The 24,922-nt window shown below is 57.7% G+C and carries 20 protein-coding genes; 4 read left to right on the forward strand and 16 right to left on the reverse strand.

Annotated features, from left to right (window positions below; all coding sequences use genetic code 11):
- Positions 1–217: 217 nt before the first annotated feature.
- Positions 218–1,240 carry a glycoside hydrolase family 3 N-terminal domain-containing protein gene (locus tag ACR3E4_RS19145; RefSeq protein ID WP_480530675.1) on the reverse strand — a complete coding sequence of 341 codons (1,023 nt, stop codon included), beginning with the start codon at positions 1,238–1,240 and terminating at the stop codon, positions 218–220.
- Between the two features lie 321 nt (positions 1,241–1,561).
- Here ACR3E4_RS19145 and ACR3E4_RS19150 point away from each other — a divergent pair, with 321 nt between their 5' ends.
- Positions 1,562–2,170, forward strand: coding sequence for a GntR family transcriptional regulator (locus tag ACR3E4_RS19150; protein ID WP_480530677.1), 609 nt, complete (start codon positions 1,562–1,564; stop codon positions 2,168–2,170).
- Between the two features lie 3 nt (positions 2,171–2,173).
- On the opposite strand, the gene ACR3E4_RS19155 is transcribed toward ACR3E4_RS19150, so the two are convergent.
- The 8 genes from ACR3E4_RS19155 to ACR3E4_RS19190 all read right to left on the reverse strand — a co-directional run bounded on the left by ACR3E4_RS19155 (position 2,174) and on the right by ACR3E4_RS19190 (position 9,215).
- Complete coding sequence (locus tag ACR3E4_RS19155) at positions 2,174–2,932, reverse strand: methyltransferase domain-containing protein (RefSeq protein ID WP_480530679.1); 759 nt, start codon at positions 2,930–2,932, stop codon at positions 2,174–2,176.
- Entirely contained in the window at positions 2,929–3,549 is a 621-nt protein-coding gene (locus ACR3E4_RS19160; RefSeq protein ID WP_480530681.1) for a pimeloyl-ACP methyl esterase BioG family protein, read from the reverse strand. The genes ACR3E4_RS19155 and ACR3E4_RS19160 overlap by 4 nt, the downstream gene beginning before the upstream one ends.
- A complete protein-coding gene (gene bioA, locus ACR3E4_RS19165; protein WP_480530683.1) occupies positions 3,549–4,832 on the reverse strand; it encodes an adenosylmethionine--8-amino-7-oxononanoate transaminase in 1,284 nt (427 codons plus the stop codon). The genes ACR3E4_RS19160 and bioA overlap by 1 nt, the downstream gene beginning before the upstream one ends.
- Positions 4,829–5,449 carry a dethiobiotin synthase gene (gene bioD, locus ACR3E4_RS19170; RefSeq protein WP_480530685.1) on the reverse strand — a complete coding sequence of 207 codons (621 nt, stop codon included), beginning with the start codon at positions 5,447–5,449 and terminating at the stop codon, positions 4,829–4,831. The genes bioA and bioD overlap by 4 nt, the downstream gene beginning before the upstream one ends.
- Positions 5,446–6,579 carry an 8-amino-7-oxononanoate synthase gene (locus ACR3E4_RS19175; RefSeq protein ID WP_480530687.1) on the reverse strand — a complete coding sequence of 378 codons (1,134 nt, stop codon included), beginning with the start codon at positions 6,577–6,579 and terminating at the stop codon, positions 5,446–5,448. The genes bioD and ACR3E4_RS19175 overlap by 4 nt, the downstream gene beginning before the upstream one ends.
- Complete coding sequence (bioB, locus tag ACR3E4_RS19180; RefSeq protein ID WP_480530689.1) at positions 6,576–7,556, reverse strand: biotin synthase BioB; 981 nt, start codon at positions 7,554–7,556, stop codon at positions 6,576–6,578. The genes ACR3E4_RS19175 and bioB overlap by 4 nt, the downstream gene beginning before the upstream one ends.
- Before the next feature lie 158 nt (positions 7,557–7,714).
- Positions 7,715–8,767, reverse strand: a complete 1,053-nt coding sequence (locus ACR3E4_RS19185) for a hypothetical protein (RefSeq protein ID WP_480530691.1) — start codon at positions 8,765–8,767, stop codon at positions 7,715–7,717.
- 61 nt (positions 8,768–8,828) lie between these two features.
- Positions 8,829–9,215 carry a Nif11 family protein gene (locus ACR3E4_RS19190; RefSeq protein WP_480530693.1) on the reverse strand — a complete coding sequence of 129 codons (387 nt, stop codon included), beginning with the start codon at positions 9,213–9,215 and terminating at the stop codon, positions 8,829–8,831.
- A 409-nt stretch (positions 9,216–9,624) separates the two neighbouring features.
- On the opposite strand from ACR3E4_RS19190, the gene ACR3E4_RS19195 reads away from it, so the two are divergent.
- Positions 9,625–11,043, forward strand: a complete 1,419-nt coding sequence (locus ACR3E4_RS19195; protein ID WP_480530694.1) for an FAD-binding oxidoreductase — start codon at positions 9,625–9,627, stop codon at positions 11,041–11,043.
- Between the two features lie 108 nt (positions 11,044–11,151).
- Positions 11,152–14,490 carry an ATP-binding protein gene (locus ACR3E4_RS19200; protein WP_480530695.1) on the forward strand — a complete coding sequence of 1,113 codons (3,339 nt, stop codon included), beginning with the start codon at positions 11,152–11,154 and terminating at the stop codon, positions 14,488–14,490.
- A 66-nt stretch (positions 14,491–14,556) separates the two neighbouring features.
- Here ACR3E4_RS19200 and ACR3E4_RS19205 read toward each other — a convergent pair whose 3' ends face one another.
- Positions 14,557–15,762, reverse strand: coding sequence for a phosphatidylserine decarboxylase (locus ACR3E4_RS19205; RefSeq protein ID WP_480530697.1), 1,206 nt, complete (start codon positions 15,760–15,762; stop codon positions 14,557–14,559).
- Positions 15,763–16,264: 502 nt separating this feature from the next.
- On the opposite strand from ACR3E4_RS19205, the gene ACR3E4_RS19210 reads away from it, so the two are divergent.
- A complete protein-coding gene (locus ACR3E4_RS19210) occupies positions 16,265–19,357 on the forward strand; it encodes a hypothetical protein (protein WP_480530699.1) in 3,093 nt (1,030 codons plus the stop codon).
- A 217-nt stretch (positions 19,358–19,574) separates the two neighbouring features.
- On the opposite strand, the gene ACR3E4_RS19215 is transcribed toward ACR3E4_RS19210, so the two are convergent.
- The 6 genes from ACR3E4_RS19215 to ACR3E4_RS19240 all read right to left on the reverse strand — a co-directional run bounded on the left by ACR3E4_RS19215 (position 19,575) and on the right by ACR3E4_RS19240 (position 24,808).
- The gene (locus ACR3E4_RS19215; protein WP_480530701.1) at positions 19,575–20,243 is read right to left on the reverse strand and encodes a trimethylamine methyltransferase family protein; all 669 of its coding nucleotides are present in this window, start codon (positions 20,241–20,243) and stop codon (positions 19,575–19,577) included.
- Positions 20,138–21,028: a trimethylamine methyltransferase family protein gene (locus tag ACR3E4_RS19220; RefSeq protein WP_480531407.1), complete on the reverse strand. Its 891-nt coding sequence runs from the start codon at positions 21,026–21,028 to the stop codon at positions 20,138–20,140. Before ACR3E4_RS19220 ends, ACR3E4_RS19215 begins: the two co-directional genes overlap by 106 nt.
- Positions 21,029–21,078: 50 nt before the next feature.
- Positions 21,079–21,885, reverse strand: a complete 807-nt coding sequence (locus ACR3E4_RS19225; RefSeq protein WP_480530703.1) for an SDR family NAD(P)-dependent oxidoreductase — start codon at positions 21,883–21,885, stop codon at positions 21,079–21,081.
- Positions 21,886–22,677: an SDR family NAD(P)-dependent oxidoreductase gene (locus ACR3E4_RS19230; RefSeq protein ID WP_480530705.1), complete on the reverse strand. Its 792-nt coding sequence runs from the start codon at positions 22,675–22,677 to the stop codon at positions 21,886–21,888.
- The gene (locus ACR3E4_RS19235; RefSeq protein ID WP_480530707.1) at positions 22,674–23,741 is read right to left on the reverse strand and encodes an LLM class flavin-dependent oxidoreductase; all 1,068 of its coding nucleotides are present in this window, start codon (positions 23,739–23,741) and stop codon (positions 22,674–22,676) included. The genes ACR3E4_RS19230 and ACR3E4_RS19235 overlap by 4 nt, the downstream gene beginning before the upstream one ends.
- Before the next feature lie 92 nt (positions 23,742–23,833).
- A complete protein-coding gene (locus ACR3E4_RS19240; RefSeq protein WP_480530709.1) occupies positions 23,834–24,808 on the reverse strand; it encodes a LysR substrate-binding domain-containing protein in 975 nt (324 codons plus the stop codon).
- Positions 24,809–24,922 lie beyond the last annotated feature (114 nt).

The following is a 24,922-nucleotide window of genomic DNA, read 5'->3' on the forward strand; positions in this document are numbered from 1 at the left end:
ATAGTGGTGACTTCAATACCGTTCAAAATCGCTGACGCAGATCCGAGTGATTTTAAGCCGCAAATGAGTCTTTCGCGCAGGTTGTTAGATCTGTTATCCACGGCTCGACAAGGCATTGCCCTGAAAGTGAGATAGCATGCGCTATGGGGTATCGTCCGTCTCTACTATGCGCGTGCGAAATCCGTTTGCTGGTTTTTGGCAAATCCCCGGCGTCGGTTCAGAGGCCTGTGTCATATTCCACGGCCAGGGCCCGGACTTTGGCCGCGGACTGGGCCAGCGCTTCGCGTGAGATAGCACCCCGGTCCGCCGCATCCACCAGCGCGGTCGTGACGGTTTGCAATTGATCCCCGATATCGGCAAGCAGCAGGAAATCACAGCCGGCATTGACGGCATCGATCGCCACCTGTGGGACGCTGTCGCCACGCATGGTCGCCTTGCTGTCCAGATCGTCGGCCATGATGAGGCCGTTATATCCAAGCCTGGATTTCAGCATATCGACTACTGGCTTCGAGCGCAGCGCGGCAACCTTGGGGTCAAAGGCCGAGGTGATCGCAGGTCCTACCATGATCATCCCGACATCGGCGGCGATGACATCGCGGAACGGTCCGAAGCCGGCCTCGAAACTGTCCGCTGGTTCACGGTTGATTGCGTCTTCCTCGATGGCCGGGTCCAGTTCGATATTGTGGAATCCGGGGAAGTGCTTGGCGGTGGCCGCTACGCCACCGCGCTGAACACCGCGGACATAGGCGGCGGATACCCGGCCAACCACCTTGGGATTCGTCGAAAAGGTCCGACCTGCCAGCCATGGGTTGGCGCCGGTCAGCAGGTCCAGAACCGGGGCGAGAAAGCAATTGACGCCCATGGAAACAGCAGCCTGCGCCACTTGATAGGCGATTTCCTCGATCTCTTCATCGGGTGTCTGCGGGATATCAGCGACAGCCGGAAACTGTCGAACAAGATTGTGCAAGCGGCATGTGCCGCCGATTTCCTGATCGACGCAGACAAGCAGAGAGCCCGCGCGCGATTTTGCCTCGGACGTTACCCGCAAAAAGGTGTCCGGAGTTTCCGTCGCGCGCCGTTCATCGCTGACACGTCGCGCGACATATTCCTCGCGTGTTTCACCCAGCAGGATTGACACACCGCCCTGGTCCAGAAATTTCCGGGTCGCATCACTCAGTTCAGTTGATGCAAAGGCCGGCAGCAAAATCGCATTGGCGTCTTCGACGATTGTGAAGCTCATCTCTAACTCCGGTTTTATCCCAGGCTGATCGCTAAATCAGCCTTGTTGCTTTGTCCAACGAAATGGTGGCGTCTCAATCCACTAGAGATGGTGACGGGCTGTCGTGAATCGCGCGTGGGCTGGACATAAATCAATGAGCATGTCGGCAAAGATGTCTTTTTCGTAAGATCGCTTCCAACGGCTGTAAATCTACCGTGGAACGTTGAGGCCAGCATGAGCACTCTACCTTCATGTCCGGTTAGAGTTAACCTGTTGTTCTACAAGACATGTAATTGTATGCGTTTCCTGCGACCTGCCGGTCGCAAAGTTGAGGTGAGACAGGTGGCGCAACAACAAATCAAGAAGTCGCATGATTTAGCGGAAAAATTGTCCTCTCGAATTGTCCGGGGCGACTTTCGGCCCGGTGAAAAACTGCGCCAGGACTTGATTGCCCGCACGTTCGGAGTAAGCCAGGTGACTGTGCGCGAGGCATTGCTCAACCTTGCGGCAAAGGGGTTGGCAATCAGTCTGCCGCGCCGCGGCATGTGCGTGGCCCCAATGGATTATGATATGGTCGAAGAGCTGCGCACTATGCGATGCGCGCTCGAACCGGTCGCTCTGAACAAATCGGTTCCCAATTTGACGCCAATGCAGATCACCGAGGTAGAAAGGCTTCACGAAAGGTGTAACGCTGCCGATACATCTCATGAGTGGGAAGAGGCCAACCGGTGCTTTCACATGGCGATCATATCGGGTTGCAGGATGCCACGGCTGATTGCCGAAATTGGTAATCTGCAGTTGCTGTATTCGTGGCATTTCAACATGCATCGCACTGCCAAATGGCGACGGCGTGACGATCCGGATCACGCGGCTATTTTGGTGGCGATCAAGGAGCGGGACGCGGACCGCTCGCGGGCAATCTTGCAGCGTCATCTGACGCGGTTGTCTTGAGGATCAGGCGCTCTTTCGGGCGATGATCCAGACTGCGTGATAGGTCAGCGGCAGACCAAACTGATCCCCAAAATGCCGTGAATAGTCGTCCGTGAATTGCACCAGGCGAGATTTGGTCCAGCTTCTCTGCGCGCGTCCATTCACACCCGTTCGGCGCAGATGCTCCAGAACGTCACGGGCGGATGAAAACCGGGCTTGTCGCACGGTTTCACCTTTTGTCATTATTTCCAGTTCATGCTCCACGGCAGAGGCCAGTTCGTGTGCCGAGCACAGTCCCGGCGCCTTGGCAGACGACCCAAGCTGCACCAGTTCGCGGTACTGTCGGGGGCCAAAACCGGACACCGCCAGCCATCCGTTTGGAGCAAGTGCCATTGCCGCCTTGCGCAAGAAACTGGCAGGATCGGGCAGCCATTGGATCATCGATGAGGACGCAATCAGCCCGGGCTGGTTCGGCCACTTAACGCTCTCGGCATCCCCGCACAGAAACGTGGCCTCTGCGGCTTCCGCTGTGTGCCGGGCTTCAGGTGACAGGTCATTGAGCGTCAGCGACCCGAAGTTGAATTCAGCGCACAACCGCTGCGTCAGATGGCCAGTGCCGCATCCCAGCTCCAACGCGGAAGCAAAGTGCCGAGGTGCACCGCTGTCGCACAGATCCTGAACCAGTTGTCCGGCGATTTGCGCCTGCTGGCCGGCTGCGTCGTGATAGCTTGCGAAGCTGCGGCTGAAACTGCGCTGAACGCGCGCGACGCATTGAGGTGTCATTGCATCCACTCCGCCCATGTCTGACCCGGGTTGAACGGGATATGCAGGCCCGGCGCGTAACGAACCGCCTCAGATTGCGCTGCCCATGCCAGCTCTTGCGTCTGGGTCGGAATGACCCGGTCGCGCTTTGGTATCCAGATACGATCAAACCGGGTGTCCGGTGCTGGCCCGCGCTCGATTATCGCGTGCAGTTCGGCGCGGGCGGCTGGAATATCAATCGCAGGTGCGGGCGCTTTCAGACCCGCGCGCCGACAGAACTTGGCAAAGCTTTCCCCGGTCAGATTGTCTGCGGTGGCCCGGATCAGATCCGGCGCGATCCCTTTATCCGCATCCGCTGGCAGCAAAGTGCCGCTTATGGCAATGCTTCGCGCGGGCACAAATCCGGTCGTCGCCATCCAGTGCGCAGCAGAGGCCACACCGAAGGAAAAGGCGACCAGATCGACCCGGTCATATTGCGCCAATTCAGGAAGGGGATCATCCAGCCGGGTGTAGTCTTCGACCAACAGGACGGCACCATCACCCGAAAGCCCGGCAAAAGCCGCTGCTCCCACCGCCCAGCCACCGAAGACAAGGGTGAGTGACGCGGAGTCTGCGTGAGATAGCCACTGAGGCCTCATCACATGTCCCCGGCCAGCGAAACCATTGCTGCCGTTACGCGGCTGAGCTCATCCGGTGAGATGATATAGGGCGGCATACAATAGATGTTGTGGGCGAAGGGGCGCAGCCAAACACCGGTTTCCGGCGCTTGTCGATGCGCAATCGCAGGGTCGACGCGATGTTTCATTTCAATCACGCCAATAGCCCCCAAGACCCGGACACCCGCAACGCCGGGAAGCTTTCGTGCCGGTGCCAGCTCCTGTTCCATCTGGCGGGCAATTCCATTGACCTCGGCGCGCCAGTCGCGCTGCACAAGCTGTTCGAGGCTCGCGATGGCAGCAGCACAGGCCAGTGGATTGGCCATGTAGGTCGGCCCGTGCATCATGACACCTGCTTCGCTGTTGCCAATACCGGACGCCACGGGTTCCGAGGCAACGGTAGCAGCCAGCGAGATATGACCGCCCGTCAGCGCTTTGCCTAAGCAGACGATGTCCGGCACGACACAAGCGTGGTGCATTGCGAACAGTTCCCCGGTCCGCCCAAAGCCGGTGGCAATCTCATCAAGGATCAGCAAAACCCCATGTGCATCACACAGCGCGTGCGCGCCGGACAGCCAGGCGGGATGATAGAAATACATACCGCCCGCCCCTTGAACCACGGGCTCCAGGATCAGGGCAGCAATCCGATCGCCTTTGGCTTTCAACAATGTTTCGAGCGCGCCAAGCCCGTTCAGGCCGGGGTCATCCGTCCACTCTTGATCAAACGCAATCGATGGGCGTGGCAGGAAATGCTGTATCGACAGTGCCCGGCCGAAAAACCCGTGCATACCGGTTACGGGATCGCATACGCTCATGGCCTTCCATGTGTCACCGTGATAGCCACCGCGAATGGTGGCGAACTCGGTCCTGTCTGAACGACCCATGGCCATCTGATATTGCACGGCCATTTTCAGCGCCACCTCGACCGAAACCGAGCCACTGTCGCAATAGAATATCCGGTCAAGCCCGTTGGGCAGGACATCGACAAGACTGCGGCCCAGTTCAATCGCAGGGTCATGTGTCAGCCCGCCGAACATAACGTGGGGCATTTGCGAAAGCTGGGACTGCATGGCGCCGATGATGGCTGGATGACGATGACCGTGGGCGGCACACCACCATGATGACATGGCATCGATCATCCTGACCCCGTCATCGCAGGTCAGCCACACCCCTTCGGACTGGGTGATCAGATGCATCGGTCCCGGATCCAGCACATTGGTATACGGGTGCCACAGATGTCGTGCATCAAATTCCAGAGGCGTCACAGAAACCTCCGGATCGTATCGATGTCGATTGCTGTGAACGCTTCGGACAGGGTCGCCTGAGACAGGTTATCGAGATGAGGCAACCGGCCCAGATGCTGAACCTGACCCATTTCTTCGATTGTTTGCTCCACATCCGGTTCCGCTTCGCCAATGAAGGCAACACCTATGACCTGACACCCGGCATTCCGAAGAGCCCGCAACGACAGGAGTGTATGATTAATCGTCCCAAGTGCGGTGCGCGCCACCAGAATGACGGGCGCGTTCCATTGAACAAAGAGGTCAAGAAACAGGTGCTTGCGATTCAGCGGCACCATAACCCCGCCAGCCCCTTCAACAATCAGCGGGCCATCAATGTCAGGCAGCGCCAGTTGATCCAGCCGGATTTCAACGCCCGCATGTTCGGCCGACAAATGCGGTGATGCCGGTTTTTCAAGCCTATAAACCTCGGGCAGAGCGTCTGCGCCGGACAAGGACCTGACCATTTCCGTATCCGAAACATCCTCGAGCCCGGATTGCACGGGCTTCCAATAACGGGCCCCAAGCGCTCGGGTCAAACCTGCGGAAAAGACCGTCTTGCCAACACCGGTATCTGTGCCCGTCACGACCAAAGCGCTCATGCTGCGATCCTTTGATATTGCGCGATTGCATCAAACAAAGCGTTGATATTCGCATGGCTGACATTTCCCGTGATCGAGATGCGCAGCCGCGACGTACCGCGCGGAACCGTCGGGGGACGGATGCCCCGCACATCGAAACCCTGTTCCTGCAACGTATTTGCCAAGGCCATCGCCCGGGCCTCATCGCCCAGCAGCACAGGTATGATCTGACTATTGAGTACAGATTGCGGCAACCCGATGCGCTGCGCGGCGTCATGCGCGTGGCGGATACGAGCTTCGGCGGAGGCGACCAGATTGCCGTCTTTTTGCAGAACCTGCAGCGCAGCACGCACTAGAGCGGCGGTAAACGGAGAAGGGGCTGTCGCGAATATGAAGGGACGTGCGCGATTGATAAGAGTATCGATCATCACCTTCGGTCCACATACCAAGCCGCCGGACACGCCAATCCCTTTGCTGCAAGTGTGCAGCGTCAGCACCTCTGCCTGCAGATCATGGGCCAATCCGCGCCCTTGCGATCCGAATACACCGGTCGCGTGGGCTTCATCCACCACGAGCACTGCGTCAAATTCAATGGCCAGTGCCGACAGGTCCGGCAATGGTGCTAGATCACCTTCCATGGAATAGACGCTTTCGACCGCGATCCAGATTTGCCCTGCTCCGCCCGCGGCCCGCCAGTCCGCAATGATCTCGCGGGCATGGTTCACATCGTTGTGGGCAAACTGCCGGGCCTCGGCCCGACCGGCGCGCATCCCGTCATGTGCGCTGGCGTGGATCAATTCGTCATGCAGGACAAGATCTTTGGCAGCAGGGAGAGTCGAGAATATCGCCTGATTGGCCTGAAACCCGCCGCCCATGAACAATGCCGCCTCAGCACCAAAGAATTCGGCTGCCTCTCGTTCCAGCGCTTCATGTTCCGCGTGGTTCCCGCGCAAAAGGCGTGAGCCGCCTGATCCCAGCGGCACCCCATTATCCAGCGCGATACGCCCGGCCCGTTGCAGAGCCTGCGAACCGGCCAAACCCAGATAGTCGTTCGAGGCAAAGTCAAGACCTGCAGGTTGCAAAAGGGCACGCCGCCGGTGGCGCTTGTCCAGCGCCTCAAGCACCAAGGCCAGGCGGTCCAGCCCTTTCATTCAGCGACTTCGCAACGGGCCTGATCTTCGGCAGCTTCCGCCTGAAGGCCCAGTTTGGTGAACAGTGCCGCGTCGACATCCTCACCCGGGTTCTCTGACGTGAGAAGGGTCTCACCGACAAAGATCGAGTTTGCCCCGGCGAGAAAACACATCGCCTGAACGGCATCACTCATGTCACTGCGTCCAGCAGACAGCCGTACATAGGATCGTGGCATCATGATCCGCGCCGTGGCGATCACCCGGACAAACTCGATCGGATCGATCGGCTGTGCATCCGCCAAAGGTGTATTTTCCTGCGGTATCAGCATGTTGATCGGAACGGATTCGGGTGCGGGGTCCATGTTGGCCAGAGTAACCAGCATATCGATCCGATCCTGTACCGCTTCGCCCATTCCAAGAATGCCGCCGGAACACACCTTGATTCCCGCTTCTTGCACGCGATCCAGGGTATCGATCCTGTCGGCGAAATTGCGGGTGGTGATGACCTCGGAATAGTACCGCTCGGACGTGTCGATGTTGTGATTGTAATAGTCCAGCCCGGCATCGCGCAGTCGGAAAATCTGATTATCGTCCAGCATACCAAGGGTCATGCAGGTTTCCATGCCAAGATCGCGGACACCTTCGACCATCGCCACCAGCGCATCCATGTCCCGGTCTTTCGGCTCCCGCCACGCAGCACCCATACAGAAACGGGTTGCGCCGCCGTCCCGGGCTTTGCGCGCCTCGTGCAGAACGCGCTGAACTTCGATCAGCTTCGATGCAGACAGTTTCGCGCCATTTCGCGCCGATTGCGAGCAATAGGCGCAATCCTCGGCGCAGCCGCCGGTTTTGATGGATAGCAGCTTTGACGTCTGGATCTTGTTGGGATCAAAGTTCTCCCGATGCGTCACCTGAGCGCGAAACAGCAGGTCCATTAATGGCAGATCATGCAGGGATTGCGCGGCCTCTGAGGTCCAAGGTCTGATGGTAGGTGTCATTTTATCGATAAATTACCCGTGATTCCTGTCGGGGCTAAGTTATTATCGATAGCAGGGGAAAGCACAAACCGTTTCGTCAGAATAAGCATGGTGCTCAGCATGAAGATTGAGACGCGCCACTCTCTTCCATCGACGCCTCTATTTCTAAAGCCCGGGGTCTAGGCGTCGCAGGATTGCGCGCTTTCACCCGAATGTACGACATGTTCGAAGGCCAGATATATTTTTGCGTCCGTCAGCTCTCCTTCTTCGAAGACGAGCTTGATGTGATTGATACGACGTAACAGGACGCTGATGCCGCCGCTTTTTCTGAGCATTGCTTCAATCACCAGATGCAGAGGCCAGTTTTCGTCATTATCGAAAACACTGAGCTTGCCGGGCCAATTGCGCAAGGATTGGTAAGCCTGCTCAGTGCAGAGCTCCTTTGTGGACAGCATGTTAAAAATAGCTTGCGAGGCCGCCGCGTTTTCCGGACGGCATTCGAGGCCGATCCTCGATCCGACGGCATCATCGATATCGACCGCAAGGACCGTGTTGCCCCCCAAATTGTATGCCTGCTCGAACAGAGCACGGCACTCGGGTCGCAGGGTTCCATATTGAGCAACCCAATCCCAAGCGCTATCCGAACTCAGCCCGGCTACATTGAGCCTCAGGGCGCTCTGCGGCCTTGATAGCATCACGCCGACATAGTTGGGCGTGGCCTGAGGTGGAAGTGTCTGAAGCCAATGATCTAAGGGTTCGGCTGAGCCGGGCTTCAATCGCTCAAGCGCGCGCGCTGCTCCGGTACTTTCTGCCGTACAGGGTTGTATCGGCGAATCTTTGAGATGAAGGAAAACGGATGGCAGCGGCAACACGTCGGTCTCGCCGTCCAGGTCAAACTCAAGCCATGCCGATTTTGTGTTGGACTCAGAGAGATTTTCTTCGGACCACCAATCGACGAAGCTGCAGAAACGATCCCATCGTTCGGACCCGTCAGACGTGAAGTATTTTGGAAGCAGACCTTTGTCGACGTCCGAGTCGGTGATGCCGATTGAAAGGTCGACTTGTGCTGCTTCGGCCAATCGACATTCAAGAAGCACACGCGGAAAAGGCGGCAGATGTTTCGAGAGACGCAGCAGGTTGGATCTGGCGTGCGGGGTGGAAAGACTGTCGGAAAGATGGGAAAGCTGTAATGACAGCGCCTCTGAAAGATCGAACCTTTCGGGCAAAGTCATATCGTTTCCATGCACCGCCATGCGTTGCTACTGCCGATAAGGGGCAATTGGCAACTTGCTCTCACGCCGTGCCTTTGGCCGGAGCGTCAGCGTAATGAGTTGATGCTTCATCTGCATATTGAGCCGCAGACGAAGCCGCGTAATGCGGGCTGCTGTCGGGGCCAGCGGCGTATGCTGGATGTCTGGAATACGAGGCTTCTGGTTCGGCGGAATATGCGGCCTGAGCGGGATCGCCGAGGTCAATATCATCCTTGGGCAGCCCTTTTTGATTAAGCAGATCGGCATATGCCTTGACGATTTCCGGGCCGGTAAAATCAAGACCACACGTCTTTCCGAGGTCCGAAACTTTTGCCGCCGCGCCGCCGCGGATTGCCTTTGCTAATTCTTCACGAAGCTGATGATCCGTGTTCAGCCGCTCAATAAACTGTTTCGCATCTGTTGCCGACATTGGCCTGTTACCCCTGGAAAATACTTGTCAGATTATGCGGGGAACATACCGCTAAAAGAGGATTTTTGCAACAAATGTGCTGATTTCGCCGATTCAGACACCGGGTAGTGCAAGCCTGCAAGGATTGTTGGTTGATGGGTACAGAAGTGTCATAGTGGCATCAGCAGCGCACTGGGAAGCTCAGTAAGCGACGTAATCCCGGCGCGATCATGATGAGAGGAGGGCGGCCAGTGCGAGCGCAATCTTTTGGTCTCAGGGTCAACGTGTTCGACGCGCAGAATCCCTGCATCAAAGACTTTGCGCTCAGATTGGTGGGTCTGGGGTTGGGCGCCTTGAGTGTTCCCGCGTGGCCTGAAGCGCGCGCAGATTCAGTTTCTGATCGCCGGATGTATGGCATTGGTAGCGTATGATGGTCGGACCTAATCGAAGCCGAGCTTCATCCTGCATTCTCACCTCGGCCGACGATATCGCGCCGTATACAACCGATTATGGAAAAATCCGGACCTGCATTCCGGCTGCGGTCGCAATCCCCACAAGCATTGACGAGCTTCAGGTCTGTCTGGAATACGCATCTGCCCGCAACCTGAAGCTTGTTACGCGCGGCGGCGCGTATTCATTTCTTGGACAATCTTTGGCGGCGGATCACATGGTCGTGGACTTGGGGCGTCTGCACGATGGGCGGCGGCCACGTTTCATAGACGACAATTGTGTCGAAGTCGCCTCTGGCATGAAGCTTTGGGGTGTACAGGATTACCTGACCAGGATAGGGCACCGGCTGCCTGTTCTCACTTCTGCGGGAAACGCCACAATCGGTGGAACGCTGTCGATTGGCGGACTGAGCGGCCGAAGTTATCGGCGGGGATTTCTTGTAAGCCATGTCCGCGATTTCACCCTACTGGGAACGGATGGCAAAACCTGGCGATGCAGCCCGGTCGAGAGTACGCTGCTCTACAAAACCGCGCTCGCTTGTCAGGGGATGCTTGGGTTTGTTCTGGATGCTACAATAGCCGTTGAGCCTCTGTTGCCTCGCCGTGTGAAGATGATCGTCGGGGGCATTCCGGCGCGGCATTCATACAGCATCGCGCGGCGCCTACGCGACTATAGTGAAGTCTTATGCCTTGAAGGGTATATCGACTGGTCTGCCGCCGAGCCCATGATGCAGGTGCATTCCACGATAGAAGCGAAAACCGCCAGCGACGTGGAGTATGCTCGGCAGCGCTGGCAAGAGATCATGGCCGAACAGAAGGTGTCGGGCTACCAGATTGAAACTCTGGATATTGAGAGCCCTATTGGATTTTCGGCCTCGATTGGGGGTTGGGACAAGACTCGGATGCTTGAAGCTGACCGTACCGCAAACACCAGACACATGCTGCTGCCTCTGGGTTTCGTGCTGCAAGAGGCCGATGCAGCCCCGGCGCTCGCAGAGCTTGGAGAATATGCCAGGTCAAGCCGACCCGTGTACATCAGCAATTCCTATTTCTCGATGCTGGCATCGATGTCGAGCCAGAACCAGATATGGGCAAAACTGGATGATGACGCGCCCTGGGTCATGGGCATTGATATGTTGCTTCGCTGTCCGCGTGAAGAAACTGATAGTATGCTAAAGCAGGCGGAAGACGTTTGGGCGATCCTGCGCAGATACAATGTGCGCACTTACCCCTATGGAAGCATGCCAAAGGAAGGTCTGCTCCATACGTTGACAAAAACGGATGTCGCCAAGATGCGGGAAGCGGCCCGCATGACTGATCCGGACAATCTGCTGCTGCATCGGAATCTGGTTCCCGAAATCAACGGCGGCGCCTACAACCGACCCCCACGAAACTCGTAGGACCAAAAGTTGCGACAAACCTCTTTCTGAACTATTCTTAATGATGCGGCTTGGATAGAGCGAAACACATACGCTCAAAGAGAATTCGATCCGAACGCGGAGGGGATAATGCCTGAAGTTGAAGCGTGGTTGGGACGGCTCGGCTTAGAGGAGTATGCCGCTGTCTTCCGCGAACAAGGCGTCGACATCAAATTATTGCCCGAGCTGACCAATGACGATCTCAAAGAGCTCGGGATTCAGCGGCTTGGTGATCGAAAGATCATTCTAAAAGCTATCGCGAATTTGAATGCCGGTATCGGCGGCGTTAACGATATGGTTGTTCGCAACGCATCAGCCGCTGAACGGAGGCAGTTAACTGTCATGTTCTGCGATTTGGTTGGGTCTGTTGCATTGTCAACCCGGCTGGACCCTGAGGACCTTCGCGAGGTTATTCGCGCTTACCAGAAAAGTTGCCGCGAAGCCGTTCGGAAATATGACGGCTTCATTGCAAATTACATGGGTGACGGCGTCCTGATCTACTTTGGATACCCGATTGCGCATGAGTACGGTGCAGAACGCGCAGTGCGCGCGGGTTTGGAAGTAGTTCGTTCAGTCCGAGAGTTGAATGCCAGTGTGCGTCGCCGCTTTGATATCGATCTGTCTGTGCGTATTGGTCTGGCAACCGGGCCGGTTGTCGTCGGAGACATCATCGGAGAAGGCGTGGCCGAGCAAACTGCGGTCGTTGGCGAGACACCGAATTTGGCGGCACGGCTGCAAGCGGTAGCGGAGCCCAACCAGGTCATAGTGGCATCAGAAACGCGTGATCTGCTGGGCGAATTGTTTGTCTACGAGCAGCTCGGTGAGCGTACACTCAAAGGAATTGAAGAACCGGTCGCGATTTGGCGTGTCATACGCGAACGCAGCGTTGCCAGCCGCTTCGGCGCGATGCAAACGCGACGGCGTGCGCCCTTGGTCGGGCGTCAGGAAGAGCTCGATGTCCTGCTTTCTTGTTGGGATAACACACGGAAGGGCTGTGGGCAGATCGTGCTGTTGGACGGAGAGGCCGGGATTGGTAAGTCCCGCCTTTGCGAAGCGTTCGAAGATCGTTTGATGTCCGAAGGGCATCAGCCAATTCGTATGCAATGTTCACCGTTTCGCACTAACACAGCTCTTTATCCGCTGGTCGACCTGATCCGGCATTCGATTGATGCGGATGGCGAATACCGCTCTGCATTGGATTTTGCCAGCCTGGCTCATCTGTGTTCCCGGTTTGCGGATAGCGAGGGCCAGTTTGCGCGACTAATGGCGCCGATGTTGTCTGTCCCGATTGATGAGAGAGACAGCCAGCCTCAGTTGAGCCTTGCGCAACGCAAGAGGCAAATGATGGATGCGGCGCTCAATGTCCTGCAATCTCGGTCCGCCATGCGGCCGATGGCCGTCATTTTTGAGGATGCGCACTGGATTGATCCGACGTCGCTGGAGATGCTCAACGCGATTGCGAGCTGGCTCAAAGACGTGAGGATCCTGATTGCGATTACGCATCGACCGGGCTTCAAGGCGGTATGGCAGGACAGTCGCGCTGTGACCAGCATCAAAGTGGGGCGGTTGAACCAGACGCAGATCCGGGAACTGGTCTACGGTCTGATTGACGATAACGCGCTGCCGCAGCAGCAGGTCAACTATGTGCTGAACAAGACCGACGGTGTTCCGCTTTTCGTCGAAGAGCTTACCCAGATGTTGCTGTCAGCTTCTCAAGATTCTGACGGCTCTCAGAACGGTCGGTCGACGCGGAATGTACCCGATATCCCCACAACAATTCATGACCTGTTGCTGGAGCGTCTGGACCAGCTGGGCGATGTCAGGAACCTTGCTCAGCGGGCCGCATGTTTTGGCCGGACCTTCTCGCGCAGGCATCTATCGATTTTGACCGAGATGCCAGATGAGGTGCTCACACCGAAGCTGGACGAACTTACGTTATCCGGGCTGATCGAAGAGCTTGATGAGACCAAAGGCACATTCAAGTTCAAGCACGCTTTGGTGCAGCAGGCGGCGTATTCCTCTTTGTTGCGCAACCAGCGTATAGAGATTCACGCCAAAATTGGACTGGCTCTCGAAGAGGAGCTTGCTGCCGAGGCCCCGGAGATTTTGGCCCATCACTTCACCGAAGCGCACGCGTTTGCCAAGGCCAGTGACTATTGGCAGGCTGCGGGCAGCCGAGCGATGGGGGTTTCGGCATTTGTCGAAGCCAGCGCATATTTTTCAAACGCTCTGGAACAGTTGAGGCGAATGCCTGTTTCCCCTGAACAGGATGAAAGCGAGCTTCTGCTATTGCTGGAACTGGCGGACCCCTTGATTGCAAGTCGCGGATATGCCGCCAAAGAGGTTTCAGATACCTTCAACCGAGCGCGCGAAATCTGTCAAACGCTCGAGAATGTCGAGCTGTTGTTTCCGGTGCTCTGGGGCCTTGTTTCCTATTACATCGTCAAGATTGAGCTTGATGAAGCGAAGGCGCTGGCCAACCAGTTCGTGGAACTTTCGAAATCGAGCGAGATGGAAGAACTGACCCTGACGGGTAACTACCTCGTTGGAACTACCAACTTGTGGAGCGGAGACCTCGCCGATGCCCTGGAACCGGTCAGGCGCTTTGTTGAGCAAAGCGACATGGAAACCGGTTTGGCCTATCAGATTGCGCCGTCAGAGAACCCGATGGTCGACGCACTTTCGGCGCTGTCCTGGATTCTGTGGTTGATGGGGGATTCTGATCAGGCCGAGGTTTACAGTGAGCAATGTATCGAACTTGCGCGATCGCTCGACAATTACCATGATCTGGCATTTGCTTTGGGTTTCGCGTCCTGGTTCAGACTGTTCCGTCGCGAATATGGCAAAGCTGGTGAGCTGGCCTCTGAACTTATCGCGTTGGCCAGCGAGCACGAACTGACATTCTGGCTTGCCGCAGCAAGGATTGTGCACGGAGACTGGCTCAACCGGCAGGGTCGCTTCGAAGAAGCCATAGTCGAGATTGAGGATGCTCTCGAGATTTGGCAGGCTGCGGGTGCCCGTCTTCAAAAGCCGTCTTACTTGTTGGTTCAAGCCGAAGCTTATGTGGCCGGGGGCCAGATTGAAAAAGCGATCGCGATCGTTGATGAAGCGCTCGAGGCTGTCGCCAACGGTGAGAGACACGCAGAAGCAAACGTGCGTCGCTTTAAAGGCGAACTGCTGGAAATGAATGGCCAACCGGACGAGGCCGAGGCCTGGTACCTTGAGGCTATCGAGGTTGCGCGCAGTCAAAAAGCCAGGACGCTGGAGTTGCGCGCCACGGTCAATCTGGCTCGGCTCTGGCAACGTCAGGGCAAAGGCCGGATTGCCCATGGGCGGCTTGAAGAAGTATTCAGGCAATTCGATGAAGGTTTTGAAACCCCCGACCTCAAAGAGGCCGCCAGACTTTTGGACGAACTGGCGGCAGGCTAAGAGGCCAGCCATACATCTTACATTGCGCAGCTTACGCCGGTGGCGGCGATGCTTGCCGTGGGCCTGCTAGGAAAGCTCCTGCATGACACCAAGGCGGGTCCCCATGAACACCGACACCGCGTTGAACACGCCCTTCTGAAAAAAGAGAATACAGAGGGAGCCGCCATAAGCGAATGACCCCAGCTTTTCGCCTTTGGTCACCGGAATCGGGGTGTCGCCTGGCTCAACCCCTTTCTCACACGTAAGGGATCGCTGAATGCGGCTAATGGTATTCAAGCCGACCGGTACCAGCCCGACTATTCCGTGCTTCTTTGTCCTGATCAGATAATAGGCGCGATGGAAGTCTTCGAAGACACTGAAATCTGCTGTACCTTGTCCGAAGTTGAAATTATCTGTGAATTCGCCCCCGTCGACGATCCCAAAATACCTGCCTTGGATCTCGGCAGCTTCAATAATTTCACCTGTCACCGGGGCATGGAAATGGTGATAGTTTTGCGGCAGCAGAACGCAGGAGATCGCAGTGCCCCCCTCGAAACATTTTGCTTTGGAAGATCCATTAAATAGGTCGGTAACATTGATCTGACGCGACTTGATATTCAATTCCTGAGTCAGCGTGAGATCGGAAATTATATAATTTAAAACAGAATCGGCCGGAGCCACCGGAACAGAGTCGTTTCCCGGATCAGAAATCGGTCGTGGATCGGAACCCGGGCCTGTTTTGAGCTCGCGGGTGAAAAATTCGTTGAACGAATCGAAGCCTCCTTCCGGCACGACGAAATCTTTCATTTCATCTCCAAGTGCTTTAGTCCACTCCTCAACGTATTTTGTTGATCTAACTGAATCCATGAATTTCCCGCGCAGTTTTACAAAGCGCACCATCCAGTCGAATATTTCTGTTTTATATTCGCCTGTTGAAGCACAACGACTCTTGAATGTATTCAGAAATTCTCGGGCTGTCGGGTTGTTCAGGTAGAAAAAGCTGAATGGAATTATCCGACCTAACCCGTCACCGCTTATTGGCTTGGGGAGATAAGTAAACCACGTTCGGAAATATTCCCTGAAATACTCGCTGGATTGCCCTACCCAACGGTTATCCACTCCGCCTTCCAGCTCAATATACGGATAGACATGAGCAATTGCGTTGTTGTACGCGGCTTCAATTACGGGATTGTCGAAAAGCTGATCCAGCTCTTTCAACATGTCCTCCATTTCTTTGCACAATTTCGGATTACTCTTTCCCAGCTCCTGAAGTTCTTGCAGATTCAAATCCATTCCTCCTTTTTGGGCGGGCTTTTCTTTGACGATCAAAGAATCCCGAAAAATTACTGAATCTGCTCGCTTTTTTACCTCTCGATTTTTTGTGGCTTGATAAATTACAGCTAAGTCAAATTGGATATTTTGAAGCGTTCGTGTCCAATCTACATATACTGTATAGCTTCAAAATGGAACTTATCAGCTTTTTAGGTGCGGTGGCCATCTATGCAAATGGCGTCGGTACAACGGGCTTCGCTTCAGTCAATTCGAACTGATCGAATGCCTTTTCCCTTCGGGCGTTTGATGCTCTGACAAACTTATCGGCGGCATTCTCCAACGCCGCCGGTTTTGCGGGAATCGTCAGTTAATGTTACCATTGCCATGTTGGTAGGATCACCGATGGGTTTCTCCGGTCATCGCGCTACCTAATACGATTTTGAACCAAGTTTTTTTGCAGCTTGACCGGACCATCCGGGGCCCCTGGGCCAGCGTTTCAAGGCGCTATTGAACGGAGACAAACATGTCGGAAACAGTATTTGAACGCGCGCCAAACGGCGCAATCGTCGGACTTCAACATCGCGGTGACACATTGTCCGGCCGTACAAAAGGGGCCAGCGCGCTGGATGTGGCGCAAGCCTACGCGGCCGATGTCGCAGGTCACTATCGGATCACGCCTGATCTTCTTGACCGGATGGGAGAACAGGTGGCAGGCGCGTTTGATCGCGAGGAAGGCAGCAAGCTGCGGCTGGAAGAAGCCAAGTCAGTGCAGTCCTTTCTGATCTTCACATTCCGCCAGACTTTCAACGGTATTCCTGTCTGGGAGCGGGGCCTGACGGTGCGCATGGCGGGCCCGGACAACATTGTCACCGGGTCGGCCTCCAGCGTGGTATCCGATATCAACCCCGGTAAAATCTCTGCCCCTCCAACTGATCGGGCAAAGCAGGCGGGCACGGTCCTGCGCGAGGCTGCCAAAGGGGCGAAGTTCACAAAGTTCAAGATCAACGATACCCGAGACTTCCTTTATCGCTATGACGCCGAACATCGGCTGCCGCATCAGGAGCCCGGCGAGATCGAAGGCGCACAGCTGACGCCGTTGCCGGAAATCGGTCGTGTACCAAAGACCGTCAAGGACGGTGACTGGCGCTTTGCAAGCCTTGTGCATTTCGGCTGCAAACTGCCCGATTATGGCGAGTTGAACTGGCGGGCGCTTGTCGACTGGGAGACTGTCGCGGTTCTCTATATCCGACCGCTGGTGGGGTGTGTTTCGGGCTATGTTTTCACCGACGATCCGATCTCGCTTTCGGGGGATTCCCAGCTTGATCCGACAGCACCGGTCGCACTTTTGAACGCACAGCGCGAGCTGGTGGAACTGGAACGCCTGATCCTGCCGGGCGGCGGCGCGCCGGTCGAGTTGAGCGGTGAACTGGTGGCGGTGCGCGACCTTGATACGCCGAATATCGCGCCCCCAACCGAAAACGCCGGTGCTGCTTCGGTCTTTGACTATGCCGCCGATAGCGACGACTTCGCGGCGGTCTGTGCGTATTACAATCATGATTTCCTGTATCGTTTCGTGCAGTCGCTGGGTTTCGACCTGCCCAGCTATTTCGACGGGGTGACCTTTCCGGTGGATGTGGACCACCGCTGGTTCAACCCCATAGCAGGGCCGGTGAATGCCCAGGCACCCGGCAATGCCATGGGCAATGGCGTTTTGCGGTTTCGCTATGCGCTGGCTGCCAATGGGTCCACCGTGGGCATGGCCACAGATTCACGCGTATCGGCGCATGAGTTCGGCCACGCGGTGCTGTGGGATCACCTCAATTCGCCAAATTTTGGCTTCTGCCACGGTTTCGGCGACGCGCTGGCGGCAATCCTCTACGATCCGCAAGGCATCGCGCCCGACCGCTTCCGCACATTCCCCTTCAGCAACCTGATCACCCGGCGGTGGGACCGGTCGGTGGCCTCGGGCTGGGGCTGGGGTGGCTCAATGGATGTGGGCGGATATCTTTCGACCGAGATCAACGCCACCACGCTGGGCCGGATCTATCGGTCTCTGGGCGGGGATTCCACCGATCTGGACGACAGGCTGCATGCCAGCCGCTACACCGTCTATCTGATCCTGCAGGCGGTGCCGCTTCTGGCCGGTATCGTGCCTAACACAGTCGAAGGATTCTCTAGCGCGCTGCAGGAATCCGATCGCAATACCACCGATTTCGATGGCGCTGCCGGGGGCTGGGCGCACAAGGTGGTGCGTTGGGGCTTCGAAAAGCAGGCGCTTTACAACGGAGCACCACCGGATGTGGACATCTTTGTCGATGACGGCCGGCAGGGTGAATACCCCTGGCATCAGCCGGGCGATAATGCGCCTGGCATCTGGAACCGGCACCGCCCTGACGGCGGCACCGACCACGAGACACCGCGCCGCTGTGTCGAGAACTACCTCTATGTCCGGATCGGCAATCGAGGCAATTACCCAGCCGATGCAGTCACGTTGTCTTTGGCACGCGCAACTGACGGCAAGGGCGCCACGTGGCCGGATGACTGGGCCCCGCTGGTCGTCGGCGAACCCATCGGTCAGCCAGTGCATTGTGGAGACGAAGTGATCGTCGGCCCGATCCCATGGTGCCCCGAGGACCTGTGCGACGAGCATATCCTTGCCAGCGTGGATACGCCGGACGACCGCAGCAATGTCGAGACAATTGCAGGCAGCCTGCCTGTCGCCCGGCTGGCTCTTGGTGACAACAACGTCGCTCTCCGTGGCATGGAGGTAAATCGCGCCGAAGATGACATCACTTGCTGCGAGGAGGAAGAAACAGAGATGACGTATCGCTATGCAGTCAAGTTTGTTTGCGGCTGCTCCAAGGGCCGCATCTTGTCCACGGGCCGCTATCACACGGCAATCAACATCGGCAACGGAAGCGGAGATACGGTGCGTTTTCGCAAGCGGATTTCCTCTGCCTTGCCAAATGAGAAACCGGGCAATGTCTCTTCCAGATCGAAAAACAAACTCGGACCTTGGGAGTCGATGGAGATCGATTGCGAGGATGTGGCGCGGCACTTGCGGGTGGCCGAATGCTGTTTCCTGAAAGGGTTCGTGTTCATCGACAGCGAGACGCCGTTGGATGTGGTTGCGGTCTATACTGCAGCCCATGGCGACGGCGAGGTGGAAACAATCGATGTCGAGCCGGTCGCGCCCCGGCTGATCAAAAAGACGCCACCACCGCCGCCGCCTCCTCCGCCACCGCCGGATTCCGAAGAGAAGCCGGATTTGATCCCGGTGCAGCCCTTCCCGCCAGGTCCGCCGCCTTTCCCGGCTTGGTATTGTGAGGAACCGCGCAAATTGAGGATCATCGTACGCAATATCGGTGCCGGACCCGCCGGGCCTTCGACAACACGGGTTGATTTCTTCCAGAGCGGTGTGGTGGTCGATCTGCCGACACCAGCGCTCGGGCCAAACGGGGACGAGACCACCTTGTCGCTTGTGTTCCCGGACGATGTCAAAGGTGGCGAACAAGTCCCCTTCAAGATCACCGTCAATGCCAATCCGGCCGACGGCGTGGTGGAGACGGACTCAACCAACAACAGCGATGCCTCGTCTTGCGGCTTAGCCTCTTAAGGCGCGTCGCGAGCGGTCCGGGCCTGAAATGGTCCGGGCCGGCATAGTTTGTATTCTATGTCTCGTTCCGCTGCGTGATATGACAACGTATCCAGTTTTTGAAGCCTGTGAAGGTCAGCCTTCAAATGGTAGCGCATCTGGCGTTTCAGGATTTACCTGAAACTCATTGCGATATGAACGTTACGAAAGCGATATCGGCGTGGCAGGGTCTTTGTGACTAGAGTTCTGTCGGGTCGATCTCAGATTGTCGTCTGGTCACATAATCATCCAGTTCGGCGCGGATATCGTGTGGCATGGGCGGGGTTTCGAACCCGTCCAGCAGCGCCTGCGCCCTGGCGCGGCACCGGGTGGCCATGTCTTGGGAGCCCGCCGCGCTCCAGTGTTCGAAACTGGAGAAATCCATTTCTTCCGGCATTGCAAAGGCGTCGCGAAAGCGGGCCAGCGTAAAGGCATCGCCCAGATAATGTCCGCCGGGACCGATCCGGGCCACGGCTTGCAGAGCCTCGCCAAACCGATCAAATGAAATCCCCTGTGCATAGCGCGCCATCAGCCGGTTTTGTTCATCATCGGCTATGAACTTGCCATAGCAGATGGTCAGCCCGCCCTCGTCCCATCCCCCGGCGTGCAACATCAGGTTGGCCCCGGCGTTGATGCCGGTCATCAGGGTGGTGGCGCCTTCATAGCCAGACTGCGCATCAAAGGCCTTGGATGACGCGTGATTGGCCGAGGTGCGCCAGGGCAGGCGATAGCGTCGCGCCAGCTGACCGATGGCCTGTGTGATCAGCGCCACCTCGGGCGTACCCGCCATCGGCGCGCCGGACTGCATCGAGATCGAAACGGTATACTGCCCATACACCACCGGCGTTCCGGGCCGGTAGAGTTGCATATAGGCGATGGCCGCCAGCGCTTCGGCGTTGACCAGCGCAATGGTGGCCGCGAAATCCGCCGGGGGGTGTTGGCAGCGGCCAGTACAAAGGGCGAGCAGAGCACCGCTTGTCCCGCATTGGCAAAGACCCGGGCACCATCCAGCATCGCCTGATCCCAGACCAGAGGTGAGTTACCGGATGCGTGCATCCAGATCGTTACCGCCCGGTCCATCAATTCCCCGGTTGCGATGCGCGCCATGGCGATGCAGTCTTCGGTCCGCATCCGGCTGGTGCCGATCCCGAACAGCGGTAGGTCGGTTTCCACCAGATGGTGGCGCATCATCGACAGGTGGCGATGGGCAACGGGCAGGTCCATCGGCTCGCAGGTAAAGCCGCCTGCCATGTGGAAGCTTGGGCAGGCTTGCGTCAGGCGGGCGAAACTGATCACAACCGCCTCGGTTGTCGAGCGGCGAACACCGTGGAGGTCCCGGGTAAAGGGCGCCCCTGTCATCGGGCAAAATACAGTGGTGTCGCCACCCATGGTAAAGGCGGTTCCGGGGCCGCGCCCCTCGACCCAGAATGTTTCGGGCGCTTTGGCCACCAGCGCCATCAGCAGCGCCCGGTCGATGCGCACACGTTCGCCGTAGACATGCGCCCCGGCGGCACGCCAGTGATCCAGCGCGACAGGGTCGCGAAAGTCGATACCCGTGTCTTCGAGTATCGTGCAGGACGCATCATGGATGCGTTCGATCTCGTCCGGTTCAAGTATCTCAAGTGGCCTCAGCCGCCGCAGGATCGGGGGCAGGCGTGGTTGCTAGGCCAGTTGCGCTTGCATACGTGCCGCGCGTCCGGACCTCAGACGCGGCACGAAACCCCCCCGTCCACCGTGATCTCGGTACCGGTGATGTACGAGGCGTCGTCGCTGGCCAGAAACAGCGCCACATTCGCCACGTCCCACGGCGTGCCAACGCGTCCCAGCGGGATGCGCGCGGCGCGCTGCTGACCCAGCGCGTCCCAATCAATCTGATCCGGGGCTGCGCTGTTGTCCACAATGGCCTGACGCGACATGGGTGTGTCTATAAACCCTGGCAGAATTGCATTGGCGCGGATACCATCGGGCGCGACCTCGGCTGCAAGGTTGCGGGTAAAGGAAATGATAGAGCCCTTGGTGGCGTTGTAGCCGATATAGGGCGCCCCCAGATAACGCAGACCGGCGATAGAGGATACATTGGTCACCACGCCGCTGCCCCGTTCGATGAAATGAGGCAGCACGTGCTTGGTCGGCAGGAACACGGCCTTCATGTTGACCTGAACCATCAGGTCCCAATCCTCAACCGTCGTATCCGCTGCGCCGCCAGTGCGTAGGATGCCCACATTGTTCTGCAGAATATCGATCTGCCCGAAGGCCTCCAGACAGGCCGCCACTGCATTTGCGATCTGGTCTTCATCGGTCACATCTGCGGCCAAAGCCGTGGCGCGACCGCCGTTCTGTTCGATCAGAGCGCAGGTGTCCTGCGCGGCTTCAAGGTTGATGTCGAGCGCGCAGATCAACGCCCCCTCTTGCGCCAGCCGCAGGGCGGTGGCCTTGCCGTTGCCCATGCCGTCGCCCATCGAACCGGCCCCGGTGATCAGTGCGACCCTATCTTGTAACCGTTTCGTCATTCAGGCCTCGTTCGCTTGCAGATAATTGTTCATGCCCCCGTCCACGGCGAGGGTCTGACCATTGATGTAGGACGCGGCCTCGGACATCAGAAAGGCGGCTGGTGCGGCGATTTCTTCGGGCTCGGCCCAGCGCGCGGCGGGGGTTCGGTTTTCGATGCGGCGCACAAAACCCTGATCGCTCAGAATTTTGCGGTTCATCTCGGTCAGCACATAACCGGGCGCGATGGCGTTGGCATTGATCCCGTCCTTGCCGAAATCCGCCGCCAGAGACCGTGTCAGCCCCGCCACGGCCGATTTCGAGGAACAGTAGTTGCCGATGCCCGGACGAGGATTGGTGGCCCCGATCGAGGCGATCGATATGACCCGCCCGCGTTGTGGGCCGGGGTTCTGCTGCATCACCTGACAGGCCGCGCGGGCCAGCACGAAAGGGGCAAACACGTGGACGTCATACATGGATTTGTAATCCTCCACCGTCTGTTCAGATGCATGGCCATGATTGGTGAAACCCGCATTGTTGATCAGCCCCCAGATCGAGCCCGCCTGAGCGGCAACATCGCTGATCCATGCCTCGCAGGCGGCGAAATCGGTCAGGTTGAAACTTGCGGCTTCGGCATCGTAACCCTCGGCGCGCAAGGCATTGGCCGCTGCTGCCACCTTTTCGGCATTCAGATCCATCAGCCGCAGCCTTGCCCCTTGCGCGGCACAGGCCCGTGCCATGGCCAGCCCAAGCCCCCGCGCGCCCCCGGTGACCAGAATGACCTTGCCATCCAGCGCGTAATTCGGTGCGCTCATGATGCCATCACCCCGGCGCGTTGATCGCTGGCAAGGGCGGCTTTGACGGCGGGCATCACCTGATCGCAGAATACTTCGAGCGAGCGTCTGGCATCGGCAAACGGGATTGAGGCGATCTGCATGAAGACGCTCAGATGCGTAATGCCAAATTCCTGCGCCTCGGTGACGATACGGCGCGTGACCTCTTCGGCATCGCCGATAATGGCGCGCTGCAACACGGTGTCGATGTCCGGTTCCTGATCGAACGGTACGATCTTCAGGTCGGCCCCGTCCATCTGCGGGTCGGGCTGCCGCATGTTGTTGGCCATGCGGGCATGGATCAGCACCTGTTCTGCCGCGGCGCGGGCATCCGCCTTGTCTTTGGCGACATAGATGTAGCGTTGAACGGCAAAGGGAAACCCCACGAGACCCAGCCCGTTTTCTGCCCGCGTTTCCTGATAGAGCCTGCGCGTGGTGCCAATAATCGCGTTGGGACCGATGGCAGGGGTGGTCAGTGGTTCGGCCCCGTAATCAATCATTTTCTGGCGCATCTCTGGGGCATTGCCCACGGCAAAGGTGCGAATGCGGTCCTGCACCGGGGCAATCGACAGTGCCGCATCCTCGATCCGGATGTGCTGACCCTGAAAGTTGATCACGCCGCCATAAACGCCCTGTTCGATGCAATCCCAGATCTCAAGGCCGCGCATCAGCCTGTCATTGATCTCGAACCCGAATTTCTTGAATTCGCGTGGCTGATAGCCGGTGCCCAGCCCCAGAACCAGACGCCCGTCGGTCAATTGATCGGTCAGGCAGATGTCTTCGACCAGACGCAGCGGTTCGTAGAACGGTATGACCACGACCGCCGGCCCCAGACCGATCCGCTTGGTCACCCCCGCCATATGCGACGCGGTCATCAGTGGCGAGGGCGAGATGCAGTAGTTCGACAGGTGGTGTTCGGCAAACCACGCAATATCGAACCCTGCATCATCCGCCATCCGCGTCATGTCGCGCATTTGCCCGAACACGTCCGCATGGCTTGAGCCGTCGACCGGTTTGGTCATCAGGTTGAAAAGCGAAAACTCCATTTGGCCGTTCCTTTGCGCATGGTTTGACCGAGTGTCCTCAAATCCTGACCCCGCGACAAATGCTGTCTGCTTGGGAAGTGCAAAAGAATTTCTTAGGCAGAGCCGATCTCAGCCCGCAACCATGTCAGGAACGCTTGCGCGCGCGGCTGGTCCAGCCGGGTTTCTGGGCAGAGGAAAAAGTAGGAATGCGGCCCGGGTACCTGTTTGAATGGCAAAGGTACGACCACGCCCCGCGCCAACAGATCAGCGGCCAGAACATCGCGCGTGACGCCGATCCCCTGTCCCGTGGCAATGGCGTTCAGGGATGCGCTGGCATCGCCGAAATACAGCCCCTTTTCAAAATCCTCAGGCGCGCCACCATTGATCTCAATGACTTGGCGCCATTCGCTGTGGTTGGTGTCGTGGATCATCGGAAACCGCTTCAGGTCGGTGATCGCGGCGTCTGGTCCGATGTGTTCTGCCACGTCGCGCGCCGCAATCAGAACGTGGTTTTCATTCATCAGCCGTTCTTCATACAGACCCGTGGCACCACCGGGGCCCCATCGGATGGCGACGTCGGCGCCTTCCTGTCCAAACTCGGTTTTGGCCACCGTAGACAGGGCGATCAGGTCGATCTGCGGGTGCGCCGCCACAAAGCGCCCGGATCGGGACGCAAACCAAGTCGAAGCGAAAGAGGGTAGCATGCTGACGGTCAGCGTCATGCGCCCCTCATTCGGGGTCAGCTCGTGCACGCTCTCGCTCAGGTTATCCAGCAACGCGGAAACCGCCGCACTGAAACGCTCGCCATTTTCGGTCAGAACGATCTGATTGTTGCTGCGCCGGAAAAGCGCCACCTCAAGCCTGTGTTCCAGCAGTTTTACCTGTTGGCTGACGGCGGGCTGGGTCAGGTTGAGCTCGGCGGCGGCCAGGGTGAAACTGCCAAGCCGCGCCGCCGCCTCGAACGCGACCAAAGTTTGCAGAGGCGGCAGGCTCCGGCGCATACGATTGCTGTCAAAGCCGACGGTTTCAAGCTTCGACAGCGCGTTTGGCCCGAGACGGTCCAGCTTGGTCCTGAGAGAGTGGTTCATCACGTCTCCCTGCATAAGGTGGATTTGGGCAGATCGTAATGAAATCGCTCTTGCGGTCAACAGGATGCCCAATGGGGGTCTGGCCTCCATTTTTTGTCCCTCTCCCACCGCTAG

This window comes from Ruegeria sp. AP11 (assembly GCF_056535865.1).

What these genes read in the sequence shown, in the direction of transcription:
- ACR3E4_RS19145 (WP_480530675.1), bottom strand. Translation starts at nt 1,240, where the DNA reads ATGAGCTTCACAATCGTCGAAGACGCCAATGCGATTTTGCTGCCGGCC.
- ACR3E4_RS19155 (WP_480530679.1), bottom strand. Translation starts at nt 2,932, where the DNA reads ATGACACCTCAATGCGTCGCGCGCGTTCAGCGCAGTTTCAGCCGCAGC.
- ACR3E4_RS19160 (WP_480530681.1), bottom strand. Translation starts at nt 3,549, where the DNA reads ATGAGGCCTCAGTGGCTATCTCACGCAGACTCCGCGTCACTCACCCTT.
- bioD (WP_480530685.1), bottom strand. Translation starts at nt 5,449, where the DNA reads ATGAGCGCTTTGGTCGTGACGGGCACAGATACCGGTGTTGGCAAGACG.
- ACR3E4_RS19175 (WP_480530687.1), bottom strand. Translation starts at nt 6,579, where the DNA reads ATGAAAGGGCTGGACCGCCTGGCCTTGGTGCTTGAGGCGCTGGACAAG.
- bioB (WP_480530689.1), bottom strand. Translation starts at nt 7,556, where the DNA reads ATGACACCTACCATCAGACCTTGGACCTCAGAGGCCGCGCAATCCCTG.
- ACR3E4_RS19185 (WP_480530691.1), bottom strand. Translation starts at nt 8,767, where the DNA reads ATGACTTTGCCCGAAAGGTTCGATCTTTCAGAGGCGCTGTCATTACAG.
- ACR3E4_RS19190 (WP_480530693.1), bottom strand. Translation starts at nt 9,215, where the DNA reads ATGTCGGCAACAGATGCGAAACAGTTTATTGAGCGGCTGAACACGGAT.
- ACR3E4_RS19195 (WP_480530694.1), top strand. Translation starts at nt 9,625, where the DNA reads ATGGTCGGACCTAATCGAAGCCGAGCTTCATCCTGCATTCTCACCTCG.
- ACR3E4_RS19200 (WP_480530695.1), top strand. Translation starts at nt 11,152, where the DNA reads ATGCCTGAAGTTGAAGCGTGGTTGGGACGGCTCGGCTTAGAGGAGTAT.
- ACR3E4_RS19205 (WP_480530697.1), bottom strand. Translation starts at nt 15,762, where the DNA reads ATGGATTTGAATCTGCAAGAACTTCAGGAGCTGGGAAAGAGTAATCCG.
- ACR3E4_RS19210 (WP_480530699.1), top strand. Translation starts at nt 16,265, where the DNA reads ATGTCGGAAACAGTATTTGAACGCGCGCCAAACGGCGCAATCGTCGGA.
- ACR3E4_RS19215 (WP_480530701.1), bottom strand. Translation starts at nt 20,243, where the DNA reads ATGCAACTCTACCGGCCCGGAACGCCGGTGGTGTATGGGCAGTATACC.
- ACR3E4_RS19225 (WP_480530703.1), bottom strand. Translation starts at nt 21,885, where the DNA reads ATGACGAAACGGTTACAAGATAGGGTCGCACTGATCACCGGGGCCGGT.
- ACR3E4_RS19230 (WP_480530705.1), bottom strand. Translation starts at nt 22,677, where the DNA reads ATGAGCGCACCGAATTACGCGCTGGATGGCAAGGTCATTCTGGTCACC.
- ACR3E4_RS19235 (WP_480530707.1), bottom strand. Translation starts at nt 23,741, where the DNA reads ATGGAGTTTTCGCTTTTCAACCTGATGACCAAACCGGTCGACGGCTCA.
- ACR3E4_RS19240 (WP_480530709.1), bottom strand. Translation starts at nt 24,808, where the DNA reads ATGAACCACTCTCTCAGGACCAAGCTGGACCGTCTCGGGCCAAACGCG.